Origin of the sequence: Levilactobacillus lindianensis (genome assembly GCF_003946095.1) — a bacterium.
GTDB classification, from domain to species: Bacteria; Bacillota; Bacilli; order Lactobacillales; family Lactobacillaceae; genus Levilactobacillus; species Levilactobacillus lindianensis.
In genome coordinates this window covers 25,478-48,287 of the sequence record NZ_RHOD01000013.1, presented here as the reverse complement: position 1 = coordinate 48,287, position 22,810 = coordinate 25,478, and the positions used below count along the sequence as shown (strand labels likewise).

The 22,810-nt window shown below is 48.5% G+C and carries 19 protein-coding genes and 1 pseudogene; 11 read left to right on the top strand and 9 right to left on the bottom strand.

What is annotated here, in order from left to right:
- Positions 1–64 precede the first annotated feature (64 nt).
- Positions 65–553: a transcription elongation factor GreA gene (gene greA / locus EKM70_RS06720; RefSeq protein WP_125546392.1), complete on the bottom strand. Its 489-nt coding sequence runs from the start codon at positions 551–553 to the stop codon at positions 65–67.
- Between the two features lie 73 nt (positions 554–626).
- Between greA and EKM70_RS06715 the strand changes: the two genes are divergently transcribed.
- The 5 genes from EKM70_RS06715 to EKM70_RS06695 all read left to right on the top strand — a co-directional run bounded on the left by EKM70_RS06715 (position 627) and on the right by EKM70_RS06695 (position 6,336).
- Complete coding sequence (locus EKM70_RS06715) at positions 627–1,052, top strand: hypothetical protein (protein WP_125546390.1); 426 nt, start codon at positions 627–629, stop codon at positions 1,050–1,052.
- A gap of 491 nt (positions 1,053–1,543) precedes the next feature.
- On the top strand, positions 1,544–2,302 hold the full coding sequence (locus EKM70_RS06710) for a response regulator transcription factor (RefSeq protein ID WP_225416395.1): 759 nt from the start codon (positions 1,544–1,546) through the stop codon (positions 2,300–2,302).
- A 12-nt stretch (positions 2,303–2,314) separates the two neighbouring features.
- Positions 2,315–3,634, top strand: a complete 1,320-nt coding sequence (locus EKM70_RS06705; RefSeq protein ID WP_125546388.1) for a sensor histidine kinase — start codon at positions 2,315–2,317, stop codon at positions 3,632–3,634.
- A gap of 4 nt (positions 3,635–3,638) precedes the next feature.
- Positions 3,639–4,961, top strand: a complete 1,323-nt coding sequence (locus EKM70_RS06700) for a signal transduction protein (protein WP_125546386.1) — start codon at positions 3,639–3,641, stop codon at positions 4,959–4,961.
- A 949-nt stretch (positions 4,962–5,910) separates the two neighbouring features.
- Entirely contained in the window at positions 5,911–6,336 is a 426-nt protein-coding gene (locus tag EKM70_RS06695) for a cytidine deaminase family protein (protein ID WP_125546384.1), read from the top strand.
- A 395-nt stretch (positions 6,337–6,731) separates the two neighbouring features.
- On the opposite strand, the gene EKM70_RS06690 is transcribed toward EKM70_RS06695, so the two are convergent.
- The 8 genes and pseudogenes from EKM70_RS06690 to EKM70_RS06655 form a co-directional block, all read right to left on the bottom strand.
- On the bottom strand, positions 6,732–7,616 hold the full coding sequence (locus EKM70_RS06690) for an RluA family pseudouridine synthase (protein ID WP_125546382.1): 885 nt from the start codon (positions 7,614–7,616) through the stop codon (positions 6,732–6,734).
- A 260-nt stretch (positions 7,617–7,876) separates the two neighbouring features.
- Entirely contained in the window at positions 7,877–8,710 is an 834-nt protein-coding gene (locus tag EKM70_RS06685) for a hypothetical protein (protein WP_125546380.1), read from the bottom strand.
- A 190-nt stretch (positions 8,711–8,900) separates the two neighbouring features.
- Positions 8,901–9,356, bottom strand: coding sequence for a universal stress protein (locus EKM70_RS06680; RefSeq protein WP_057879387.1), 456 nt, complete (start codon positions 9,354–9,356; stop codon positions 8,901–8,903).
- Positions 9,357–9,739: 383 nt separating this feature from the next.
- The gene (locus tag EKM70_RS06675; RefSeq protein WP_125546378.1) at positions 9,740–11,566 is read right to left on the bottom strand and encodes an oligopeptide ABC transporter substrate-binding protein; all 1,827 of its coding nucleotides are present in this window, start codon (positions 11,564–11,566) and stop codon (positions 9,740–9,742) included.
- Positions 11,567–11,697: 131 nt separating this feature from the next.
- Positions 11,698–12,648 carry an ABC transporter permease gene (locus tag EKM70_RS06670; RefSeq protein WP_125546376.1) on the bottom strand — a complete coding sequence of 317 codons (951 nt, stop codon included), beginning with the start codon at positions 12,646–12,648 and terminating at the stop codon, positions 11,698–11,700.
- A gap of 14 nt (positions 12,649–12,662) precedes the next feature.
- The gene (locus EKM70_RS06665) at positions 12,663–13,622 is read right to left on the bottom strand and encodes an ABC transporter permease (protein ID WP_125546374.1); all 960 of its coding nucleotides are present in this window, start codon (positions 13,620–13,622) and stop codon (positions 12,663–12,665) included.
- Positions 13,622–14,596 (bottom strand): annotated as a pseudogene (locus tag EKM70_RS06660) (ABC transporter ATP-binding protein). The gene EKM70_RS06665 and the pseudogene EKM70_RS06660 overlap by 1 nt, the downstream one beginning before the upstream one ends.
- Positions 14,593–15,642, bottom strand: coding sequence for an ABC transporter ATP-binding protein (locus EKM70_RS06655; RefSeq protein WP_125546372.1), 1,050 nt, complete (start codon positions 15,640–15,642; stop codon positions 14,593–14,595). The pseudogene EKM70_RS06660 and the gene EKM70_RS06655 overlap by 4 nt, the downstream one beginning before the upstream one ends.
- A gap of 409 nt (positions 15,643–16,051) precedes the next feature.
- Here EKM70_RS06655 and EKM70_RS06650 point away from each other — a divergent pair, with 409 nt between their 5' ends.
- The 6 genes from EKM70_RS06650 (at position 16,052) to EKM70_RS06625 (ending at position 22,642) form a co-directional block, all read left to right on the top strand.
- A complete protein-coding gene (locus tag EKM70_RS06650; RefSeq protein WP_125546370.1) occupies positions 16,052–16,522 on the top strand; it encodes an Rrf2 family transcriptional regulator in 471 nt (156 codons plus the stop codon).
- A gap of 551 nt (positions 16,523–17,073) precedes the next feature.
- Positions 17,074–18,087 (top strand): lipoate--protein ligase, encoded by a 1,014-nt coding sequence (locus EKM70_RS06645; RefSeq protein WP_125546368.1) that lies wholly within the window; start codon positions 17,074–17,076, stop codon positions 18,085–18,087.
- A gap of 131 nt (positions 18,088–18,218) precedes the next feature.
- Positions 18,219–18,632 carry a hypothetical protein gene (locus EKM70_RS06640; RefSeq protein WP_125546366.1) on the top strand — a complete coding sequence of 138 codons (414 nt, stop codon included), beginning with the start codon at positions 18,219–18,221 and terminating at the stop codon, positions 18,630–18,632.
- A 20-nt stretch (positions 18,633–18,652) separates the two neighbouring features.
- Positions 18,653–19,135 (top strand): hypothetical protein, encoded by a 483-nt coding sequence (locus EKM70_RS06635; protein ID WP_125546364.1) that lies wholly within the window; start codon positions 18,653–18,655, stop codon positions 19,133–19,135.
- 409 nt (positions 19,136–19,544) lie between these two features.
- Positions 19,545–21,014 (top strand): DUF5776 domain-containing protein, encoded by a 1,470-nt coding sequence (locus tag EKM70_RS06630; RefSeq protein ID WP_125546362.1) that lies wholly within the window; start codon positions 19,545–19,547, stop codon positions 21,012–21,014.
- Positions 21,015–21,175: 161 nt separating this feature from the next.
- The gene (locus tag EKM70_RS06625; protein WP_125546360.1) at positions 21,176–22,642 is read left to right on the top strand and encodes a DUF5776 domain-containing protein; all 1,467 of its coding nucleotides are present in this window, start codon (positions 21,176–21,178) and stop codon (positions 22,640–22,642) included.
- Positions 22,643–22,810: the final 168 nt, after the last annotated feature.

Sequence of the window (22,810 nt, the reverse complement as noted above, 5' to 3'; positions counted from 1 at the left end):
TTGTGGTTCTATACGCTAGTAAAAAACCGCCCACGACCGGTCGGTTTTTCATGGTATACTGGTTTTATTGTTCTGGTGGATTCAAGCCGACCGTCAAGAGGGTGACCTGGTAGGACCCATTGGGAGACTGGACCGTGACGGTATCGTTGGCCCGGTGTCCCATGAGGGCCTTACCTAGGGGGGAGATTCGAGTAATTTTACCGGCATCAAGGTCCGCTTCGGCGGTACCAACCAGTTGGTAGGTTTCCAATGCCTCATCGTCTGCGAAACGCAGGGTGACCCATTTACCGAGTTCCACGACGGGGTTGGTGCTCGGCGTGACCACACGGGCATATTGGAGCTGCTTATTTAGAAAACGTAAGCGACTCTCCAAATGCCGCAGATCGCGCTTAGCGGCGGAGTAGTCCGCGTTTTCTGAGAGGTCGCCGTGAGCTCGAGCCTCCGCTAGAGCGGCAATTTTAGTGGGTCGATCCGCTTGGAGTGCGGCAATCTCGTCTTCGATGCGGCGGTAGCCCGCCGCGGTGATGGGATTGAAATCTCGTGAATTTGCCATAATAGAACACCTCATTACTTACATTTAAACCTAGTCTATAACAGTTTTACCGGAAAGGGAAAGGTGGACAGCTATGAAAATTAACGGATCGTACTGGCTACGGCAGGCCGGAGTGGGTCTAGTCATCGTCCTCATTATTGCCCTTCTGGGGCACCTGAACTACGCGCAGTGGCGGCTGATGCCTGGTATCACCGGGGCCGACTGGTACTTTTTAATCAGTTGGTTATGTTTTCCATTTGCCAAGTGGGTAATTCTGGAAGATAACCGCGACGTTAAGGCGCCAACCATTCGTCGCAAGCGTAAACGCCGACGTCGTGCAGCGGATCAGACGGCCTCGGTCTACGAGAAGATGGGGCAGCCGCAACGCGAACCCCGGCTGGCCGCAGCTCCCAAGACCGCGTTGAAGTGGTACTGGCGCGGTTTGATCGATGTTGTGGTCGCCTTTGTGGGCCCCTTAATCTTAGGTGGCTACGTCACGTATTCGTTACGACACAATTAAATTGTGCTGATTTTTGGGGCATTAACGTGCAAATATTGACGTTTTTGCCATTTAACGACTGATAAGCTAAGAACATGGTAAAGTGATAACAGTTGGAAGGGGTCAGTTTTACGGAAACTGATTTTGCGAATCAATCAATTAAAGTATGCGTGATTAACACGACATTAGGGGATATTGATTGGATCGTACCTGAGATTATCTAATCACATGGCGGCTTGGTAGAACGCAATCATCGTCAGATGCTTAGGATGGCTAGTAGCAAGACTTTCAGCAGTGACTGAAGAGTAAGTGTATAGCAGTATCTGACGACTTAATTAGAACTTGGGGGAGTGCTAATTTAGCCAGCACCAAATTAAATAATCCATGCGGATTGGGAGCTATCTGAGGGGATAGTTCCTTTTTTGTGTGAGTAAAACGATTGCAAGTCGTCACGATTCAATATATATTAGTGGGTGATAGATATAGTACCGATTTAGTTGAAAGGGTGTGAGATGATGTTAGCCGTATACCTCTGTGAAGATAATCTGGAACAGTTACAGCACTATAAGGACGTGATTAAGCGCTACATCATGATTAATGACTATGATATGGTGGTTAATCTGGCCACGCCCAGCCCTAAAGAACTTCTGGAAAATCTCCAGGCAAATCCGCCAGAGTATGCCCTGTTCTTCCTCGATATCGAATTTCCGGCAGAGAAGATGAGTGGACTAGAGACAGCCATTGCCATCAGAAAGCTGCTGGGTTTTGCGGAGATTGTCTTCGTCACCACGCATTCTGAAATGGCTTTGCTGACCTTCGAGCGAAAGGTGGAGCCCATGGATTTCGTGGTCAAGGACCTGGGGCGCACTCAGATTGACCAAAAGTTGCGTGAAAACGTCGACTATGGGTATCAACGCTATACCAATTACCTCGGCAATACCGAGAACCTCTTTAGTTATAACATTGGCGGCCGGACTTTCAGCCTGCCGATGGGCGACGTATACTTCGTCGCTACCGCGGAGACGCCCCATAAGGTCATGGTGCACGCGGTCAATCAATTGGTGGAATTTCCTGGTTTTTTGAAAGATATCGCCGATCAGTATCCGGAACTCTATCGAACCGATAAGAGTTTTCTAGTTAATCTTGACAATGTTAGTGGCATTGACTCGGAAACGCGCCGCTTGGTTTTTCCTAATGGGGACGAGACAGACGTGGCTACTCGGCGCTTCCATGAGGTTAAAACGTTAGTACAAAAGCATTTAAAATCCTAAGAGGGTGCAGTGATGGACGCCGTGTTACAGCTATTCGGACGTCAGTTTTGGACGAACTTCGTGCTGGCCATGACCATGCAGTGGTTCCTCACGATTTGGATTGGGCTCATTCGGCCCCAAAATTGGAAATTACCCTTGAAGTGGGTCGGTTGGGCGTTAATCCCAGCCTTTATTGGTGAGCCGTGGAGTCTCCTCATTCCGCCAATCAGTGCCTTGGTCTATTTGATCCGGCATTTGGCGTTGATTTTTGTCAACGCCACGATTGTGATCTTTCTAGTGGTCGTCCTGATCAACGATGTGACGCGGCAGGTGGCCATTGAACTCTGGGGTCGGCGGATTGCCGACAGCGTTTCGGCCATCACGGCGCGGCTATTCTTTCAAATCTTTATCTATAGTCTGATCTCCTTAGCGGTATCTGGGATGCACATTCAACCGGGGAATCTAACCAAGTTGGCATTGAGTCGTAAGGAGCAGTGGACGGTGATGGCGATGTTGGCTAGCCTGACGGTGTTAGCGGAAATGTCGTCGCTGATCATTCACCACCTACAGATCTCGCACGCCATGCTGACCTTTTCTCTGAGTATTGAACTGGTCATGGTTCTACTGATCTCGGCGAGTCTCTTTGGTTTTCTCCAGAGTTTCTTTTCTCGCCAGCGCATGCGGGCGAAGTATCAAGAAACGCTGTTACGAACGCGCTATGATCGCCGGATTTCTGATCAGGTACAGGCTATTCGTCAGTTTAAACAAACGTATCAGAAGCAGATGCTACAACTGGGGGATTATTTGGATGCAAACGACTACGAAGGGTTGGCCACCTATTACGAGACCTTAAACCAGCGCTGGCAGGCCACGAGTCACTTGGCGGGCCTCGAGGCAGATGGTCTCCAGAGATTGGGTGATCCGGCGCTGAAGAGTCTGTTGTTTCAGAAGATCTTAGCCGCCCAGAATCGGGGTCGTAATTTACACCTGGAGATTCCTGAAGCGATTGTCAGTTTGCCGATGGCCAGCATGGATCTGTTACGAATTGTGGGCATTCTATTGGACAATGCCATTGAGGCACCAGCCGTTGGCGATCGATCGGAGATCTACTGCGCGATCTTAGCCTATCCAGACGCCTACGAGATCGCCGTGGCCAACCCGGTCTCAACGCTGACGCCGCCTAAGATTAACCGCTTCATGGGGGCGGGCTATACCACCAAGGGAAATGGTCACGGTCAAGGTCTGAGTACTGTGAAAGAATTGATTGACCGGACCAAGAACGCGGCGCTACAGGTGGCGATAAAACGCGGCATGCTGTACTTTACCGTGATTTTGACCAAGCCGGGGAGGTGAGCACATGATTACAGTGAGTATCTGGAGCTTTGCGGTGGCTGACTTCACACTGATTTTTTGGTTTGTTTACTTCCAGTATTACTGGTTTCCAGAATTGCGGCAGAAACACTTTCTCACGTACTGCGCGGGGATGGCGATTGGGTTTACCCTCTTAGATATCTTCAACCCCTTCACCGCACGGAGTTCTTTGCTAGGTGCGCTGGCGGTCGTGGTCATGTTAGTCATCGAAGTCGCACTCCTCGCCAAGGACCATCAGTGGCAATACTTGCCGGCCTTTATTGACGTGACGATTATGGCGTATCTCTTGACGGAATTCGTGGATATGGTCGTGCTTAACGGGACTATTTGGCTCACCAGTCTGAACTTTGCGACGAGTTGGTGGGGGACGCTGACGGGAATGACGATCGATGCGGTGCTCTTTACCTTGATTGGAATGGGACTGTGGCTGACGCGAGCGCCGATGGAAAATCTTATCCAGGCTATGGTGGGACGTTCCATGGAATACCTCTTCTTGATCTTTATGACGGGGATTGCGTTAGTCTACATTCTTTTCGAATACTCCCTACAGGAGTTGGCCGATTCTGACCACTATTTGATTTTCTTAACGGGAGTGGCGGGAACCCTGTTGATTGGGCTCTCACTAAGTACCTATATGTTGATGTTGACCCATTTGCAAGAAGAGCACACGCAACTTCAACGCCAACAGCAGGAATTTCGGGAGCAGTATACCAGTGAACTGAACCGTCAAATGGGCGCGATTCGTAAGTTTAGCCATGACTATCAAAATATGTTGTTGGGACTAGGAGGCTACCTTGAAGATCGGGATTATGACGGTTTTCGCCAGCTGTATATCGATATTCGTTCGGGTTGGGAGACCAGTAACGCGGCGGAACTGACGATTGACGATCTCTCCAATATTCCCAGTGCCAGCCTGCGTTTCGATGTCTATCACAACTACTTATTGGCGCAGGAGGCCGGGGTTCAGCTGTTTATCAAGGTTCCGGAACCCTTGACCGCGACGATCACGACGCTCAAATTGATGGGGACGCTGCTAAGTCGGACGCTCCCGCCACTGATTCAAGGGGTGAAACATCTATCGCCAACCGTGGTCACGCTGGATCTGGAAGAATCGCCGCAGCTGGTTCGCTTTCAAATTATCTTTCCAGTACCAGATGATGCGCAAGTGGACGGACAGAGTCACGTCAAGAGTAATCAGGCCGAGTTAGACTTATCTCGTTTGCAGCATGTGCTCCCGACGAGTGCCACGAGCACACTGAAATTAAAGCGACACTGGGGCCAATTAACGGTAGCCTTACCGAAGGGATAACCCAAGGCTTGAATGATTCACAAAGTCAGATAGACTGGTCAACTGGTTTCACAGAAAAACAGTTATCGTTTCATTCCTGAAAACGCTTGCAATTCTAGAGGCGTCTGCTATACTAATGAATGTAATACCAATCAATCCTTCAGAGAAGTCGTAGAATGTGGAAGTTCTGCGGAGTCTCAACTTTGTGAAGTGACCCTTACCGTCATGATGAGAGTTACTTTAATGGCTCGACCGGGTTCCCAACCTGATCGGGTAGAGTTGCTCAATAAAGATTACATATTGAGGTCTAGCAAGCCTGAGAGAACAGCGATTTCCTGACTACAAACGGTGAAAACGTTGCGACTCAAAGCTGCTAACTGGGAGCCGGAGCGTGGTTACTCCGGTTTTTTTGATCTCTTTGAAATCGAATGTTAGCGTGAGATTGGCCGCCTGCGGCTGCCAGGGATTACGCCTGCTGTGGGGACGCTTCAGCCCTCTGGGCTTCTCGCTCGATTTGAAGCCCCGCCAGAGACGCGAGTCTTCAAAGTCGCCCGGTACTGTAAGGCCGAGAAAAACACTCGGTCTAACAGTACCACCACGGCCGGCTCCATCCCTGGCCTCCTCCGGCTAGAGTGGATGAGAAAGTCAAAACTAACCGGGGGTTGCCACGGTATCGTGGCATTCAGACTAACTGGTTGTTAATGGATAAATTGAAAAGTAGTGTCGACGAAAAAATTCGTTGGTACTACTTTTAATTTGGGTGGAAACTCTAAGACTCAGATTCAGATGGCATGATCACCAAGATAATTAGAACGGGGTCTTAACCGGCGAAATCGCTGTGTTTTTAGCAGTTGCATTATGGTTTTTGAAGGGCCAAAATGAACACTAATTATAGTTCGCTGGCATTAGCGGGGGACTAGCTTGTCACTTAGATTGTTAGTGATGACTGAAGAAGGAACGGCGAGTGAATATGGACATTTGGGAAGAACTCTATCAAGCAGCCAAGCCGTACTATCATCCCACGGCGGTGAATAATTTTATCTATACACATAATGTGGTCTGTGCCCTCCAAAGTAAATCCGGGAAAATCTATACCGGATACTGTGTCGAAGCGCTATCTGGGGTCCTGAACCTCTGTGCAGAACGGGTTGCCTTACTTCAAATGTATATGGATAGTGGTGAAACTGAGGTTCAGCGGTTAATTGCCTTTCGGGATACGCCACCTGAAGGCAATGGCGGTATGCCTTGCGGTGCTTGTCGTGAGGCATTCATGCAGTATAATCAGGCCAATAAGAATATGCAAATTATGGTGGATTATGCAAAACGAGAGACTCTAACTCTGGGTGAACTTATGCCTCACTGGTGGGGGACCTCGGTCAAACCAGGCTCAGATTAGACCACAATAAGCGGGCAGCTTGCTAAATAGGCAAACTTCCCGTTTTTAGTTGTTGGTGATTGTGGGGCTAGTCTAGGTACAGCCGGTGTAATCCCTGGTAGCCGCAGGTGGCCAATAACACTAGTCATGAATAGGAAGCACCAGCTAGATAAACCACAAAATGGTCATGCTAGCTGGTGCTATTTAATGATGCTCATCGACGAAGATTGAAGAGTCCCCAGATTAATAAGATGGCTAACAAGCCTGCAAGAATAATCAGGGCTCCTTTTTGCTGCCAGCGCATCCAATCCCCCCTAGTGAATCCAATTGACTAAAGTATAACTGGTTTTAATGGTTAACGGTGACAATCGTCTCTATCGTGAGAATACTGACGATTATGCTGACTTCAGGAAGACTTAGTTGAGGACGTCGAAATCGGCTGGTACGGGGGCCGTCACAGTTGTTAACTGGTCATCGGTAGCGAAGGGTTGGGGGAAACGCAATTGCCAGCAGTGAAGCCGTAGACGGGTTTTAGAAGGGGCTCCGTAAAGGGGATCACCAATCAGTGGATGACCACTGGCGGCCAGGTGCACGCGAAGTTGGTGGGTCCGGCCGGTCTCTAGCCACAATTTGACCAGAGTGGCTCCTGACTGCTCGTCTAAGGCCGCGTAATGGGTGATGGCTCTCTGTGGATGGATGCCATTAACTTGACGCTTACGGCGGTCCTGGGGGTCTCTGCCGATGGGGTCGTCAAATGTCCCTTCACCGGCCAGGTGGCCCGTGACCCAGGCCAAATAGGTGCGTTGAACCCGTTTTTCAGCAATGTTGCGGACCATGATGGGCACCACGGCGGGGGTCTTGGTCATCATCAAGGCACCCGTGGTTTCCTGGTCCAGCCGGCTTAGAATATAAGGGCCGGGCTGCTCGTCTCCTAGGTAGGCTGCAACGTGGTTTAAGGTCGTTCCGCGCTCACCTGGTTGGTTGGGATGGGTCTTACTCCCCCGCGTTTTATTGACGATAAGGAGGTCCGCCGTTTCGTAAATGACGGCCACCGTAGCCGCACTGTCGGGATCAACCTCGGGAAAAGGTTCCTTGAAGTCTTCGGGGACAAAGGTCATTTGAACGATGTCACCGGGTCCGACAAGCTGGTTCATTGACCGGTAACTGCCATTGACGAGTACGCGCTGACTAATCCGCAAATCATGAACCAGGTGGCTTGGGAGTAGCCAGGCGATCAGCTGGTCTCGCAGGGAACGGGCTATTTGAGTTGAGGGCAGGGTGCGCGTATAGGTCCAATGCAAAGGAGGTTACCTCTTTCTTGAGTTGAGTAGTTTAAACGTTGGCGATAGGCGATTTTGTCTATCTAATTACTAACCATCATACCATTTTAGTCTTAGATGTTAGGCAGAGAAAAACCGGCCAGTCCCACTCCGAGTAATGCGGTAGTGGGACTGGTCGGTTAAGTTTAAAAGTTAATTGAATACCATAGAAATACGAGGCTGAGACTCTTGGTGGCATTGAAGAACCAATCTAGCCGCAGGCGGCCAATTTGTTCTAGAACTTAGTCATAGTCTTCGTCAGCGGTGCCGGAGAAGTAAGGCTTGCCGTTGACCTGGTAGCTAGACCAAGTGGCATAGGCGTAGTACGCATCTTCAAATGGGAAGAAGTCCTGATCTGTTTGACGATTCAAATCCTTGATAGTCAAGCGGTATTTACCCTTAGCAAGGCGCTTGTTGGGTAAGCCCTTGATGGCCCGATGAGTGTAGATTTTCGTCGTTCTGCCCGTGGTTGTCACCTTATAAGCCTTAGCCGAGTGGGTTGGCTTCCAAACATCGAGACCGGAGACAGTAGCTACGGCGCCATCGGGGGCAAATTGCTTCATTGCTGAAGCATTATAGTATTGAACGTAGTGGTCCATCGTCAAATAAAAGGCAGCTTGTGACGTAAATGTCGTGCTATTTAGGATGCCTTTGAATCCCTTACCGGCCTGATACAGCGTGGGCTCAGCTCCTAGTTTGACGATCTTAAAGTTCGCCTTCTTGAGGGGAATGGAAACGTTACGTTTATAGGTCAGATTCTTGATGCGACCATAGTGATTGGAAACGTTGGTAAAGCCAGCATTGACAATCCAATTACCGTTTTTATCCTTTTTGTTATAGCCCATACCAAGGATTCCCACGATGGTGCCCTTCTTACTCTGAACGCGTTTGAAGGTCTTCCCCGACTTCTTCTGCGCGCCTATGTAGAGGTTCTTTTTGAGCTGGACGTAACGGATAAATGAGTGGTTTATATCTAAATATGGGGACTTGGTAGCCGCATGGGCTGTCGTCAGACCGCCAGTTAGGCCGATCAGACCGATAGTCAGGGCCAGAGACCCCTTAAGTAAGTTGTTCATGATTAACTCCTCCTGTCATCACGAGAGATGACTTTCCCTAAAAATAATGAAACGGGCCCGCTCCAATTCAGGCCGTAGATAGTGTTCTACAGGGACCTATTATAGCCCTATTCACTGGGAATGTTCAGGGGGTATTCAAGTTAGCTGGTCACAAAAAAATCCCCCACCACAAGGGTGAGGGACCAGTTGTTTATTTGAGTTTAGTTGGCTTAACGATTAAGACGTCGCAGATGGCAGAACGGCTAACGTAGTTGGTTACGGAACCAACCATTAAACGTTCAACGGCGGTCAATCCAGTTGACCCAATGACAATCAATTCGGAACCGTGGTCCGCTGGGAATTCTCGGGCGATAACCGGCTTAGGGTTACCGAAACGAACGTGGATACTGACGTCAGTCACACCGGCGTTGATGGCTTGTTGTTTCAAGCTATCAAGCCGTTCCTGAACGTCCTCAGAAAGCTTGTAAATGACGTCACCACTCACAGCACCACCATAAGTGTCGCTGAATTGGTTAACTTCAAGGACATTTAAGATATCAAGATGGGTTTGGTTGCGCTTAGCGACTTCAATTGCCTTTTCTAAGACTGGTTGGGTTGCTTTGGAGCCGTCAACGGGAACCAGAATGTTCTTGTATTGTTGTAACATATGGAATGCCACCCCTTCACGAGTCATGTTAAAACTTTACCTATACTATATCATTAATTTCGCAGAGTGTAAGTAATTAATTCTTAGAAACCCGTATGAAAAGGGCTGAAAACGCGGGAACTAGGGGGTACCTCTAGGTTGAAAAATTTATAACAAAAGTTGCGGAAGGTCCCCTTGGGCTCATTTCATTTTAACCAAGGCTTGGGTGACTGATGTGAGTGGCTTGGGAACGGTTGCGTGACTTGGGGGACCCTGAAGAAAAAATGAGGGTTTACCCAGAAAACAAGTGGGGGGCTTTCCATGAATCTCAGACAAAACAAAAACCGCCGAATCTCTCGGGATTCGACGGTAATCATCAGGATTCATGAACCGAAACACTAGATTTACTTAAGGCTTGATGAGGTCAAGGATAAGTTCGTCCAGAAGTTCTGGTTAGCAGCACCCATGTCAAAGCCCTTAACCCGCTTGTTGACAGGTGACCAGTTGTAACTGAAGTTATCAGGTACAACGGCGGCTTGTTCGTTCATGTAGTTCTGCCATTGCTTGAAGATCTTGGTCCGGTAAGTATCGTTCCAAGCCTTCTCGTTGTTCATGTCACTCATAAGTTGCGTGTTCTTCTTAGTGACGAAGTGACCCATGTTGTAGGTTGCGTCTTCACCGTAGATTTGCGTAGGCGTTGGTTCAGATGACAAGCTCCATGCGGCGGCGTAAATGTCGACCGTGTTTTGCTTTGGCTTTTGGATGGTGGAGTAGAAGCTGTTCATTTCCATCGTCTTACCAGTTGCCAACTTAGCGTTCAAACCAACCTTACGCCATTGTTGCAGGTAGTCTTGGTATTCAGCGGCTTGGGCTGAAGTCCCAGTCATCGTCCCAAAGTTAATGGTTAATGGCTTGCCCTTAGGATCGGAACGCCACTTGCTACCGTTACGCTTCTTGTAACCGGCCTTATCCAGTAATTGGTTAGCCTTCTTGATGTTCAGAGGGTAACCTTTGGCTGAAGAGTCCCAGTACTTCTTGAAGATTGGTGGAATCAATGTGTTCCCACGCCAAGTGATCCCATTACCGAACTTCTTGTTAACGGCATCGAGGTTCAAGGCGTACATCATGGCTTGACGTAAGCTCTTGTTGCTCATCTTGCTGTTCTTATCCATCACGTTCTTTTGCGTCTTAGTGTCGTAGTGACCAACGTTGAACCCAAAGTAACCGTAGGAGAGGGCAGCTTGACCAACCATCTTGTAGTTCTTGGCGTTCTTGATCTGCTTGTAGTCAGTCCCACGCATGACACTGTTAGGAACAGTGAAGTCGTACTTGTTGGACTGGATAGCTTTGTCAATGTTGTTGGAAGAAACCACGTTGATGCTGATGTGCTTGATTTGTGGTGCCTTGCCGTAGTAGTACTTGTTAGGTGACCAAGTCGTGGATTCACCTTCAACAACTTTATCCAACTTGTAAGGACCAGTGAAGAGTGGGTCTTTACGAACTTGCTTGGATGAAGCTAATTTGGCGATTGGCACGTTCTTGATGTAGTTGTAAGGTTCTACAGATTGCCAGATGAAGGAGTTACCAGAATACTTCATGGCTGGCGTAACCTTCGATAAGTGGATTACAGCCGTCCGACCAGTTTGGCCGTCAGGGAAGGTGATCCCAGAGATGGTCTTAGCGCTACCAGTGTGGTACTCGGCCATCCCTTTGATGGCGTTGTAGTCAGCGGAGTATTGTTGTGAAGTGGTGTTCTTGTTGGCAATAACTTCGTATGGATATTCGATATCCTTGGCGGTAACCTTGTCACCGTTAGACCACTTAGCGTTCTTGCGTAAGGTGATCGTAACCGTCTTAGCTTTCCGGTCAATCTTCTGGTTAGCTAACCCACCATCAACAATCTTGAAGTTGGCGTCGGTCCGGAATAACCCGTTGATGTTACCGGGAGTATCTCCACCTGGTGAGAAGACATCGGCGTCTTCGGCGTTAGTCGATAAGACGGGGTCAGAAATCCCTTGGAATGGCGAATCGTTAGGTTCTGCGAGCTTTAATGTACTGTTCTTCGTCGCGGACTTATCAGTGGCTTTCGTGTTCTTATATGAAGCGGACATTTTTACGGAAGCGCCACTAGTCCCGGAGTTGGAACTGGATGAACTTTTGCTGGAACATGCTGCAAGGCTGAGTGTTGCAAGAACAGCCACGGCAGACAATGCGAGCTTTTTCTTATCCATACTATGTTTCCCCCTTGTATAAAATCCTCAAGTTATAAGCCAACCGATTCTCCTCAGGATCGGTTGTGGAACCAATGTTACGACTGACGCAGATGAAGGGTGGCACCATCTCCTCAAATGAAATTGGGTGATTAGTCGGCAGCACCTTGGCGTTGCGAAGCATCCGCAGCGCGCCGCAGAACTTGGCCGACATAACTAATCGCTAAACAAAGAATGATGATTTCCAGTGCGGCTGGCAACCAAGTCCACCAGTATTGTGTGATGTTGTTGGGGTCATTGGCGTTAGAAATCATGGTCCCGAGTGAAGGCGTCTGGCTTGGTAGCCCGAAGCCCAGGTAAGACAGCCCGGTTTCAACCCCGATATTTTCGGCGAAGGACAGGGTACAGTCGACGATGATCAGAGAAGAAATGTTAGGCATGATCTCTCTGAAGATAATCTTCCAGTGACTGGTCCCGGAAGTTCGGGAAGCGGCCACGTAATCCTTCTCTGATTCGGCCAAGGTTCTGGACCGAATCAGCCGTGACGTTCCTTCCCAATAGAAGATGGAGAAGATGAACGTTAAGGTCACAGAGTTGTAATGGGGGATGATGGTAACCAGGACGATAATCATCATGGTCATTGGTAACATCATCATGAAGTCATAGACCCGTTGCATTCCCCAGTCGATGTAACCGTTGAAGTAACCGGAGATGAGTCCCCAGCAGATCCCGAAGGTGGAAGAGATGATGGTCAGGCCAATTGCAATCCCAATGGAGTTACGAGATCCGACAATCAGCTGCTTAGCCACGGAACGACCACCGGAGTCGGCACCGAGCCAGAATTCAGGGGTGAACGGCTGGTTGAAGTACGCCATGATGTTGGTTTCCATCATCTTGGGAGTGTCGATAAATAGCGCACCCACCATCACGAAGACAATAAAGCCAACGATGATGAAGAGGGCAGCCATGGCGGGACGATCCGCCTTAAATTCACTCCAGATGATTTTGGCCGTCGATGGCGTGGCTTCCGCCTGAGCCTCCTGTGATAGGCGGGCCAAATCAGCTGCGGAAATATCTGAGTGTTGTTCGAAGTTTTCTGCCATTCTGTTTAGCCTCCTTATTCAATCCGAATTCGTGGGTCGACGATGCTCAAGATGATATCGGAGAGCAGGGTACCCAGTAAGTTTAAAATCCCATAAATGAGGACTAGAGCGGTGATAACCGTGTAGTCCCGGTAGCTGATCGAGTTCACGAACAGCAAGCCCATCCCGGGGTAAGAGAAGACCGTTTCAGTAAAGATTGACCCGTTCAACAGCCCGGTGATGGAGTAGCCGGCAAAGGCGGCAATTGGTAAGAGTGAGTTTCTGAAGATATGGTGTAAGTAAATGTCGCGGTTCGGCACCCCTTTGGACCGCGCCGTTCTGACGTAGTCTGAATGTTTGGCGTCGATAACTTCGGAACGCAGGTACTGAACAATGTTGACGGTACCGAACAGCGCCCCGAGGAGACCAGGTAACAAGATATGGTAGAAACGCGACCCGACGGTATGTAGCCAGCCGGAAGCGTCCGAAGATATTGACCCGGTCGTTGGGAACCACCCTAAAACGTAACCGAAGATCCAAATCCCGATAACCAGGATAACGAAGAACGGAATACAGTAGGTTACGTAGGTGTAGACCCGGATAATGGTATCGGGTAACTTACCTTCGTGACGGCCCGCGAAGACCCCCATTGGGAGGGCAAAGACGTAGGTCAGAATCATGGTGAACAGGGCTAACCAGAGGGTATTCCCGGCCCGGCCTTCAATCAACCGAGTAACGGGTTCTTGGTACTGGTAGCTGTTCCCTAAGTTCCCATGGAACAAGTGCACCACCCAGTTCCAATACTGTTGGTACCAAGGGTCGTACAAGCCATTCATCCGCATTAAATGCTTGATTTGCTGGGGGTCAGCCTTCGGGTTAATCGAACCGGTAAATGGGTCACCGGGCATCGCCTTAGCCAGGAGGAAGACCAACAGACTGAGAATGATGACTTCAGGAATCATAATTAAGAAACGCCGGAGAATCGTTTTCCACATTAGGCCTGCACCTCTCCTTCCTGGGTGGCAAGTTGCTGAGCCAGAGCTTGTGGTAAGGCTACCGCGTGGGTCTTAGAAATCTGAACCAGTGGGTAGGCCTCACCGTCATCGTCATATTACTTGCTTTGTTGTTCCTGGTAGACCTTTTCAACGGCCAGGCGGGAGGCTCGGTGAGCTTCACGTTGGTTGACGTTGGTTTCGGGAATCGCTGCCAGAAGCCGCTTCGTGTAGATATGTAACGGGTGATTGTAGATATCGTCACGGGTTCCAATCTCAACCAATCGGCCCCGGTTCATGATGGCAATGTTGTTACACATGTGCCGCACAACCCCTAAGTCATGGGAGATAAACAGGTAAGAAATACCGAATTCCCGTTGAATCTTCTTCATAAAGTTCAAAACTTGAGCTTGAACGGAGAGGTCCAAAGCGGAGACGGGTTCGTCAGCGATGATGAGCTTCGGGTTGGTAGCCACCGCACGGGCAACCCCAATCCGTTGTCGTTGACCACCGGAGAATTGGTGAGGGTACTTGTATAAGGCATCCGCATCCAGTCCGACGATGTCGAGGAGTTGTAAGACCCGCAACTTCTCGTCATCCTTGCTGAGATGTTCGAAGTTCCGGAGGGGTTCGGCGATGATGTCTTCGATCCGCTTCCGGGGGTTCAGACTCGATAGGGAGTCTTGGAAAATCATTTGAACGTCGCGGTTGTAGTCCAACTTGCGGCGGTTATCAGCCTTGGTGATGTCCTGTCCCTTGTAAAGGATAGACCCGCTGGTGACCTTTTCGAGACCGACAACTGATTTGCCAGTCGTGGACTTGCCGGAACCAGATTCGCCAACTAAGCCGTAGGTTTCACCGGCTTCAATGTTGAAGGTGATCCCATCGACGGCCCGAACGGAATCGGTGATGCGGTTCCAAAATCCGGTGCGGATGGGATAGTGAACTTTGAGATCTTTGATTTCGATTAGGCTCATTCCGTCACGCTCCCCTTCTCATCTGGAAATGTGAAGTCCTTGTAGCAGGTACAACGGACTTCGTGGCCCGGCGCAACTTCGTGCATTGTCGGGTGTTCTTCGTGGGCACTGGCTGGTACCCAAGGGATCCGTGGGGCGAACCGGTCACCCTTGCTAGGCATCTTCTGTAAGGAAGGCACGTTACCCTGAATGACGTAGAGGTCATCGTTTTCGTTGTCTCGTTGCGGCATCGACCGTAAGAGGGAACGGGTGTAAGGGTGTTCCGGTGAATTGAAGATTTGTTCCGCGGTTCCTTGTTCCACGATCTGGCCGGCGTACATAACGGCAACTCGGTCGGCTGTTTCGGCCACAACCCCCAAGTCATGCGTGATGAGGATGATACCGGCGTGGTTCTCACGTTGAATGTCTCTGAGAACATCCAAGATTTGTGCTTGAATCGTCACGTCCAACGCCGTCGTTGGTTCGTCGGCAATGATTAAGTCTGGTTTGCAGGCAATGGCGATGGCAATGATGACCCGTTGCCGCATCCCTCCTGATAATTCGTGGGGATACTGGTGCGCCGTTCGTTCGGGGTTGACGATCCCAACTTGGTTGAGCAGTTCAATCACGCGGTCATGCTTGGCCGTCTTAGATAGGGAAGTATGGTAATCCATGACCTCACTAATTTGGTCCTCAATACGTTTGAGGGGATTCAAGGCTGACAGGGGATCTTGGAAGATCATGCCAATCTTGGCACCTCTGAATTGGTTATAACCATCTTCGTCTAAGCCAAGTAGGTCGGTTCCTTCGAAGTCGACGGAACCAGAAATTTTGGTTTCGGCTGGATCATGAAGGCCCATAATCGTTGTGGCTAAAGTACTCTTACCACACCCTGATTCACCAACGATGGCGAGAATTTCGTCGTGTTGGACTTGGAGGTTAATGTGGGAGATGGCGTCGTAGTAGTGTCCGTTAATCTTGAAAGCCGTGCTGACGTCTTTAATATCTAGAAAGTTTGATGCGGTTTTCACGGAAATCCCTCCCCAATGTTCTAATCTACCTCTCATTATGTAGATTGAGCCCGATGAATAAACGTTCCTGCGTATTCAATCGGCTATCGAACAATAATTGGTTCTGATTATAATTAATCAAATTCTCATTTACAACCCTTATTTTTTAATTTTAATCATGATTTCTTCATAAAAAGCTCATAAACTCTGATGTATCAAGTTTCGCAGACAATAGTTAAAATGATAAAAAATTTAACCTAAAAGGTGGTAGTTGGACAATTTGCTTGTCTAACTACCTATTTAGGGACTCAATCTATACAATTTGTTAGAATAATATGCATGTATATTCTCTATGAGAAAGTTCTCAGGGGGTCGCCGCTTTCTCATCGCCCTGCCGCGGTTTTGTGGTATGATATCTGTATTGGTTACATGCGAATACAGACTTTTTGAAAGCGATGGCTAGACGATGAGATTAGACTTTTCCGTTGCAGTCCATAGCTTGCTCTATCTGGATGAGAATCGGCCCCGGAAGATTGCAAGCCGCGAACTGGCAACGTCACTTCAATTGAATGCGGTGATGATCCGCAACATTCTCTCCGTACTCCATAAGCAGGGGTACATCGAAGGTTCCGTCGGGAAAAACGGCGGGTACCAACTCCTGCGCAATCTTGATGAGATTAACGTTGGGGAACTCTACGACCTGACGATTCCCCCGACTATCAGTTACGCCCGATTCATTACTGGGGATTCCAAGGGGACTCAGACGACCGATGATACGGATATCTCGGCCAACATCTCGCAAACGTTGACAGACCTGTTTACCCTCGCTGATGAGGACTACCGGAAGTTCTATCATCAATTTACGATGACGGATCTGAAGGAAGACCTCCACGGCCACGGTTACTTCCGGCGGTTGGTGAATAAGCAGAAGGACTAGGCATTCTGCTATAATTATTTCGATAAAGCGATTATAATGAAGGGATAAAAGGGATGGTGACTACGGCCACCATTAATGGCCATACTTTCAACGCCAGGGGTGAACCCTGACGCGGCTGACGTCAGACTTCGGTCTGGCGTTTTTTTTATAAAAGAGTGCGATCAAAGGCGGTTAGCCGATGAGCATTAACGTCGATAAGCTGATAATCCTGGTTTTGGATTACCAGCTTATCGGGGTTAAGCGGAGTCGGCTGCCTTTGATCGCACGTTTCGACCGTCTAAACCAAAAAAACAAAACCGCCAAACCAGAAGTCCGCAACCACAAAGCGAGAGGTCCGCTCCCAACAAACCACACCAAGCTCCAATAAGGTTGCGTGTCGGCGTTCCCTCACACCACGTTCCGAGATGTTTTTCCACCCCAATATCAACCCATTTATAGCAAAATTCTTCCATAGAATACGTGTAAATTGTAATCGTTTTCAGAGCGTGCTATCATTTAGCGTAGCCGGGCCTCACCCGGTGGCTGTGTAATTTGAAAGGGGTCTTAGGTCTATGTACTGGTATGCCATGAAGTCTCACGATATTCGCCGGAACCTGGCAACGGAACAATACTTAATGAATAACAAAAAATTCGATGAACCATTGGTCCTATTTTATTACGAAGGCCCTTGCATCATCGTCGGCCGGAACCAAAATACGCTGGAAGAAATTAACCAGAAGTACGTTGAGGAACAAGGCATTACCGTCACTCGCCGGTTATCCGGGGGTGGGGCCGTGTACCAAGACCTGGGTAACCTGTGTTTCAGCTTCGTGGTTGACAGCGACAGTGAAGAATTTGGGGACTTTAAGTCCTTCGTTCAACCGATTGTCGATGCTCTTCACGCCATGGGGGCTACGACCGCAGAAGTTTCTGGCCGAAACGATATTCTAGTCGACGGCAAGAAGTTCTCCGGCAATGCGATGTACTCGCACAGTGGGAAGACCTTCTCCCACGGGACCCTGATGCTTGACGTCGACCAAGATGTGATCGCGCACGCCTTAAACGTGCCTGCCGACAAGATGAAGTCCAAGGGGATCAAGTCTGTTCGCTCACGGGTGACGAATCTGAAGCCGTTCTTAGCGTCCCAATACCAGGACCTGACCGTGCCTGAATTCAGAGATACGCTGTTAAAGGAACTCTTCCACGTCGACGACCTCGCTAAGATTGCGGATAAGGAGGTTCAGATTGCGGATAGTGAACAGGCCGCTATCGACAAGATCTTTAATGATTATTACGCTAACTGGGATTGGGTTTACGGGAATTCACCGGAGTTCACGGTCAAGAAACGGCAACACTTCACGGCCGGAACGATCGATGCCCGGTTGATGATCACGGCTAGCAAGATTGAAAAGATCACGTTCTTTGGGGACTTCTTTGGCCCTGGTGACGCCACCGAACTGGCGGATAAGTTGGCCGGTGTTCGATATGACCGCAAGGATGTCGCGGCCGTCTTGAATAGCGTCGATACCCAGCAATACTTCAACGGGATCGATACCGCTGACGTCATTGACTTATTAGTCGATTAACCATCTGATTTGGGAGATCTGCTGATTTTATCTGGCGAATACGTTAGAATAGAATAAATTGACTGAAGGCGTCGTCGGTTTGGTGGCGCCTTTTTCTTATTCTTAACTATATTGAGGAGTTTAATTCTAAAATGAAAGATCGTAACGTAATTGCTTGGGACATCATTTCTCTCTTTGGGTTCTGGGTAATTAACTTTTTAATGACCCGGTCCTTTGTTACGGGCAGTGGCCAGGAAAATTCGATGACGGAATTCTGGCATACATCACTGCTAGCGCTGCTGTTTTACGCGATTCCGATTGTGATGGCGGCATTGAACTGGCGGCTTTCTTTCTACCTGATGGGGCTGATCATGGCGCTCTATACGCTGGCGCCAGTCGGGGTGATCCTGACCATGTGGTACGGGCACGCGGACATTATGGTTCGGTTGGGTATGGCCCTGGCAAGCCTAGCCGTTATCGCAGCCAATGCCTATTGGTTGGTGTTGGCCTTACGATTACGGAAGGCTGAGCGGGAACGAGAAGACCGGCGACGGTTCCAGAAATAATAACGAGGTGTTAAGCTAAAATGAAACGCAACGTAGATGATTTTATGGCGGCTGTTGAAGCCGATAACTTGGAACATTTGGAACAGAAGACGACCCAGGCGAAATTCTTCGCCGACCCAGACGGCGTGATGGCGCCTCTAGCAGCCTTCATGCGGGAAAAGATTCAGGCGGACACACTTGCCCAGGCAACCCTGACGGTGACCGGTACGGACATCTCAGTGCGCTTAGAGCTCAGTGTGATTAACCTGCCACTGCAAGACACCAAGACAATCGGGAAGATTATGACGACCGACGTTGAGGACCCATTGAACGTCTATGCCGTAATTGAGACGCCCGACATCAATGTCTCGGGCTTGCGGATCGATGCCTTGGCTCCGGCCGATACTTACGTCGATCAGGCGGAAACGGCCGACCAGAGTCTCCATGACTGGCTGAAGTTGCAGATTGAAAAGCTCCAAACGGCTGAAGCCAACCGTGAGGAAACTGACGTCAAGAAAAAATAAGGCTTGAAGCGACGGGGAGTCTGTGCTATGATTCTCTGTATGCGATGAGTCGAGAAATCACGCGTTCCTTGCTTGCAAGGGGCGTCCGCGCAAGCGGCTAGGTGAATTTGTCAGCAGGGCACATATGTCACCGTATTGTGACGTGTCTGATTTTGAGGGAATGTGGATTCCGAGATAAATCCATTCGTTTCGACGAATGCTGTGGGAAAAGCGTTCAATTGATCTTTTGACCGGTTGAGCGCTTTTTATTTTGTCTAGATTTTGAAGGTTAATTTACAGACAAATTGATAATGTAAGCGTTTGCTTCTATAATTAAGTCGAGTGTATATCGTTTCCCGTATAAAATTAGGATCTAGTCATTTAGTGAGATAGATAAGCTTTAGGCGGACAACTAAGGGAGATAGAGACTATGAAAAAGCAGCAATGGGTAAGCGGTATTTTAGAAGTTATTGTTGGACTTGTCATAGGGCTAGTCGTGACGGGTCCAGGGTCAATGGGGGCAGTAACTACTGCCAAGGCCGCAGATGATGCCGTGGTTTCTTTCAATTGCTGGGCAGACAAAAGTAATTTCGAATTTGTTATACCGTTTTCGAAGCTTGATCTGCCACTAACCTACGGCGAACTTTTTGACCAGGCGGTCGTTGTAAGTGGGTTCGGTAAAGCGGGAATGTTACAGGAAAATTTTAAAGTAGCCAATTATGTGCCGACCCATATTTGGGAACCTGTACAAGGCGTTCAAATGTTGAAACCATTTATGAACGACACGTCTCCGGCAATAACTGATGCAGATGTTTCAAATATGCTTGTGGATAATCAAGTGTTAAATGTGACACAGTTTGATCGGGATATGAAAGAGACACCAACTTATGATGCCAACGCAACGGCTATTAAAATAGACTATAACCTTCCGATGAGGGAACCAAATATGGCCCTGCAATTGACTTATCAGATGGCGAACGGCTCAAATTTACCAGCTTCGGTTACAGATATTAGCGACAATCCCACAAGTGATACAAAAACCACAGCAACGAAGACGATTAAAGGCTTTGAGGGGGAGGTCTATCAAGATACACCACACTATCTGATCCCTCAAATCTCAGGTTACACGGCGAATGTGAATACCGTAACCTTTACCCAGAAGGGAACGGACGCGACGAAAGCAAAGCCAGTGACGATTACTTATACTAAGAATTCGGTAGCGACGCCGAGTGAACTGAAGCCGGTCAAGACGCTTTTTAAGGTCTACGGCAAGCGTGGCTTCTATCGTTACCAACATGTCAATTTCAAGAAGGCTGAACGCCTGCACCACTATGTTAAGAAACCGCGGACGTATGCCCCAGTCTTTGATGTTGTAGGGACAGCAACCTCTAAGGCTGGAAATCCCCGTTATTTGCTGAGGGATGGGAGTTATATCACGGCTAAGGCGGCTTTTGTGAATAAGCTCTACTGGCAAGGCGAACAAACAACACTCTATGTCACGAGTCCTAGGGGAACGAATTTATACCAGGGGCTGCCGTTAACGAATAAGGTTCGGCACTTGAAGCAGGGTCGTTCAGTCCAGGTAGTGCAAATGGTGAGAAAGGGTCATCTGACGCGCTACCAGCTGGCCGATGGGACTTATATTACCGGAAATAAGCAGTTGGTTTCGCCAACTAAGCCTGAGGCAGTTGCTAAGGTCAAAGCTAAAGCCAATATCAACTTGTACCGTGATGTAAATTTACAACGGCGAATCAAGCGAATCGCCAAGGGCCAGACCGTGGCCGTTAAAGGCTGGGATTATGCCTTTGGTGGGATTACGGGAATGACCAGTCGTAAGCGTTATAAGGTGGCCGGGGGCTACATCACCGCCAGTAAAGCCCTTATTAAAGTTATGAAATAAATCTTTGGCATCCAAGATTAAAACGCTTGGATGCCTTTTTGCATGGGAAAATTAACGTAATTTAAGACAGGCTGCTCGGATTTAGTTGAGTTTGTAAACGCTTTCACATATACTGAGTTTAACAAGATATCACAAATGCTGCGGGTTTGGAGGGGCTTAAGATGAAAAGACTACGAACAATAATCATAGTTGGTTTGGCGCTGGTGCTCGGACTGACGGGAATGGCTGGTGGAGACACCCGGGTGTCTGCGAGTGAGGTGACGGCGACAGACCTGGAATCCACCCACGTGTTGGGATTCTCTTACGATGGTTATGGTCCATATGAAGGCAAACTTTTGAATCAATCTTTGCAGGATGGGTATGACCTAACTGATGAAACCACTTTTGGGAACCTTTTTGACAAATATGCGGATGGGGGCATGCGTCTTGACAGACTCTGGCAGACCATGAGTTTTGTGACGAACAATGTTTGGACACCAGTGCAAGCTAATCGATACCTGGGAGTTCCAGAAGATACGGATTTATCCATGTTCTCAGAACGGACAGTTGGTCAGGCTTTTAGTGCTGAGAAGTTTAATGAACTTGCAATAGAGAAACCTAAAATTAGTGGCACACTGTATTGCGAGATTCCGCATGAGAAGCTCCCCTACATTCCAGCGACGGTGACGTTAAGCCTGACTTATAAGATGGCAGACGGCAGCGCGGTTCCGGAAAAGGCGTTCTCTGATTATCAGAATCCGCGGGTAATCACCGGTTATCCGGGAGAAGTCTATACGGATACGAACCATTTTCTAATTCCACAGATTGCGGGTTACACGGCAAATACCGATAAAGTTGAATTTATTCAGGACCAAACGGCTGAGAGCCAAATGGACAAGGTCCAAGTAGATGAAACTCAAACGGGCGAAACCCAAGTCGAACCAGTAACCATCACCTATACCAAGAATCCAGTGGTTCAGCCAGAGGTGAAAGTGCCGACGTTACTGAAGGTTTATGGCAGACAGAATTTTTACACCTATAAAAGTGTTAATTTCAAAAAGAGCGAGCGGATCCACCATTATCTGAAGAAGCCGCGGACCTATGCACCGGTATTTGATGTGGTTGATCGAGCCGAATCGCGTCATGGTAACCCGCGCTATAAGTTACGTGACGGTAGCTATATTACCGCCAAGAAGGCATATGTAGACAATTTGTATTGGCAGGGTGATCAGCAGCAGCTCTATGTGACGTCCCCAAGAGGAACGAACTTGTATCAGGGACTACCACTTAAAGACAAAGTTCGTCATCTGAAGCAAGGAACGTCGGTCCAGGTGGTGAAGATGATTAAAAAAGGTTATTTGACACGCTACCAGCTGGCGGATGGAACTTATATCACCGGGAATAAGCAACTGGTTTCACCAACTAAGCCTAAAATAGTTGCTAAGGTCAAAACTAAAGCCAATATCAACTTGTATCGGGATGTGAACTTACAACGGCGAATCAAGCGGATCGCCAAGGGCCAAACGGTTACTGTTAAAGGCTGGGACTATTCCTTTGGTGGGATTACGGGGATGATTAGTCATAAGCGGTACAAGGTGGCTGGGGGTTACATCACGGCAAATACGAAACTTATTCAAATTATGAAGTAAAGACTAGAGATCTGGGAGTATTAGTCCCAGATCTCTTTTTCACTTGTGATGAAGTGCCTTAGATTAGCGAGTTTAGCTAAAGCGTCAAAAAAATCGAAGCAATTAATTGAAATAGTAAATTAGTATCTCCATTAAACACAACAGCATATATAAGTAAATGCTGTTGAT

What these genes read in the sequence shown, in the direction of transcription:
- greA (WP_125546392.1), bottom strand. Translation starts at nt 553, where the DNA reads ATGGCAAATTCACGAGATTTCAATCCCATCACCGCGGCGGGCTACCGC.
- EKM70_RS06715 (WP_125546390.1), top strand. Translation starts at nt 627, where the DNA reads ATGAAAATTAACGGATCGTACTGGCTACGGCAGGCCGGAGTGGGTCTA.
- EKM70_RS06710 (WP_225416395.1), top strand. Translation starts at nt 1,544, where the DNA reads ATGATGTTAGCCGTATACCTCTGTGAAGATAATCTGGAACAGTTACAG.
- EKM70_RS06705 (WP_125546388.1), top strand. Translation starts at nt 2,315, where the DNA reads ATGGACGCCGTGTTACAGCTATTCGGACGTCAGTTTTGGACGAACTTC.
- EKM70_RS06700 (WP_125546386.1), top strand. Translation starts at nt 3,639, where the DNA reads ATGATTACAGTGAGTATCTGGAGCTTTGCGGTGGCTGACTTCACACTG.
- EKM70_RS06695 (WP_125546384.1), top strand. Translation starts at nt 5,911, where the DNA reads ATGGACATTTGGGAAGAACTCTATCAAGCAGCCAAGCCGTACTATCAT.
- EKM70_RS06685 (WP_125546380.1), bottom strand. Translation starts at nt 8,710, where the DNA reads ATGAACAACTTACTTAAGGGGTCTCTGGCCCTGACTATCGGTCTGATC.
- EKM70_RS06680 (WP_057879387.1), bottom strand. Translation starts at nt 9,356, where the DNA reads ATGTTACAACAATACAAGAACATTCTGGTTCCCGTTGACGGCTCCAAA.
- EKM70_RS06675 (WP_125546378.1), bottom strand. Translation starts at nt 11,566, where the DNA reads ATGGATAAGAAAAAGCTCGCATTGTCTGCCGTGGCTGTTCTTGCAACA.
- EKM70_RS06670 (WP_125546376.1), bottom strand. Translation starts at nt 12,648, where the DNA reads ATGGCAGAAAACTTCGAACAACACTCAGATATTTCCGCAGCTGATTTG.
- EKM70_RS06665 (WP_125546374.1), bottom strand. Translation starts at nt 13,622, where the DNA reads ATGTGGAAAACGATTCTCCGGCGTTTCTTAATTATGATTCCTGAAGTC.
- EKM70_RS06655 (WP_125546372.1), bottom strand. Translation starts at nt 15,642, where the DNA reads ATGAGAGGTAGATTAGAACATTGGGGAGGGATTTCCGTGAAAACCGCA.
- EKM70_RS06650 (WP_125546370.1), top strand. Translation starts at nt 16,052, where the DNA reads ATGAGATTAGACTTTTCCGTTGCAGTCCATAGCTTGCTCTATCTGGAT.
- EKM70_RS06645 (WP_125546368.1), top strand. Translation starts at nt 17,074, where the DNA reads ATGTACTGGTATGCCATGAAGTCTCACGATATTCGCCGGAACCTGGCA.
- EKM70_RS06640 (WP_125546366.1), top strand. Translation starts at nt 18,219, where the DNA reads ATGAAAGATCGTAACGTAATTGCTTGGGACATCATTTCTCTCTTTGGG.
- EKM70_RS06635 (WP_125546364.1), top strand. Translation starts at nt 18,653, where the DNA reads ATGAAACGCAACGTAGATGATTTTATGGCGGCTGTTGAAGCCGATAAC.
- EKM70_RS06630 (WP_125546362.1), top strand. Translation starts at nt 19,545, where the DNA reads ATGAAAAAGCAGCAATGGGTAAGCGGTATTTTAGAAGTTATTGTTGGA.
- EKM70_RS06625 (WP_125546360.1), top strand. Translation starts at nt 21,176, where the DNA reads ATGAAAAGACTACGAACAATAATCATAGTTGGTTTGGCGCTGGTGCTC.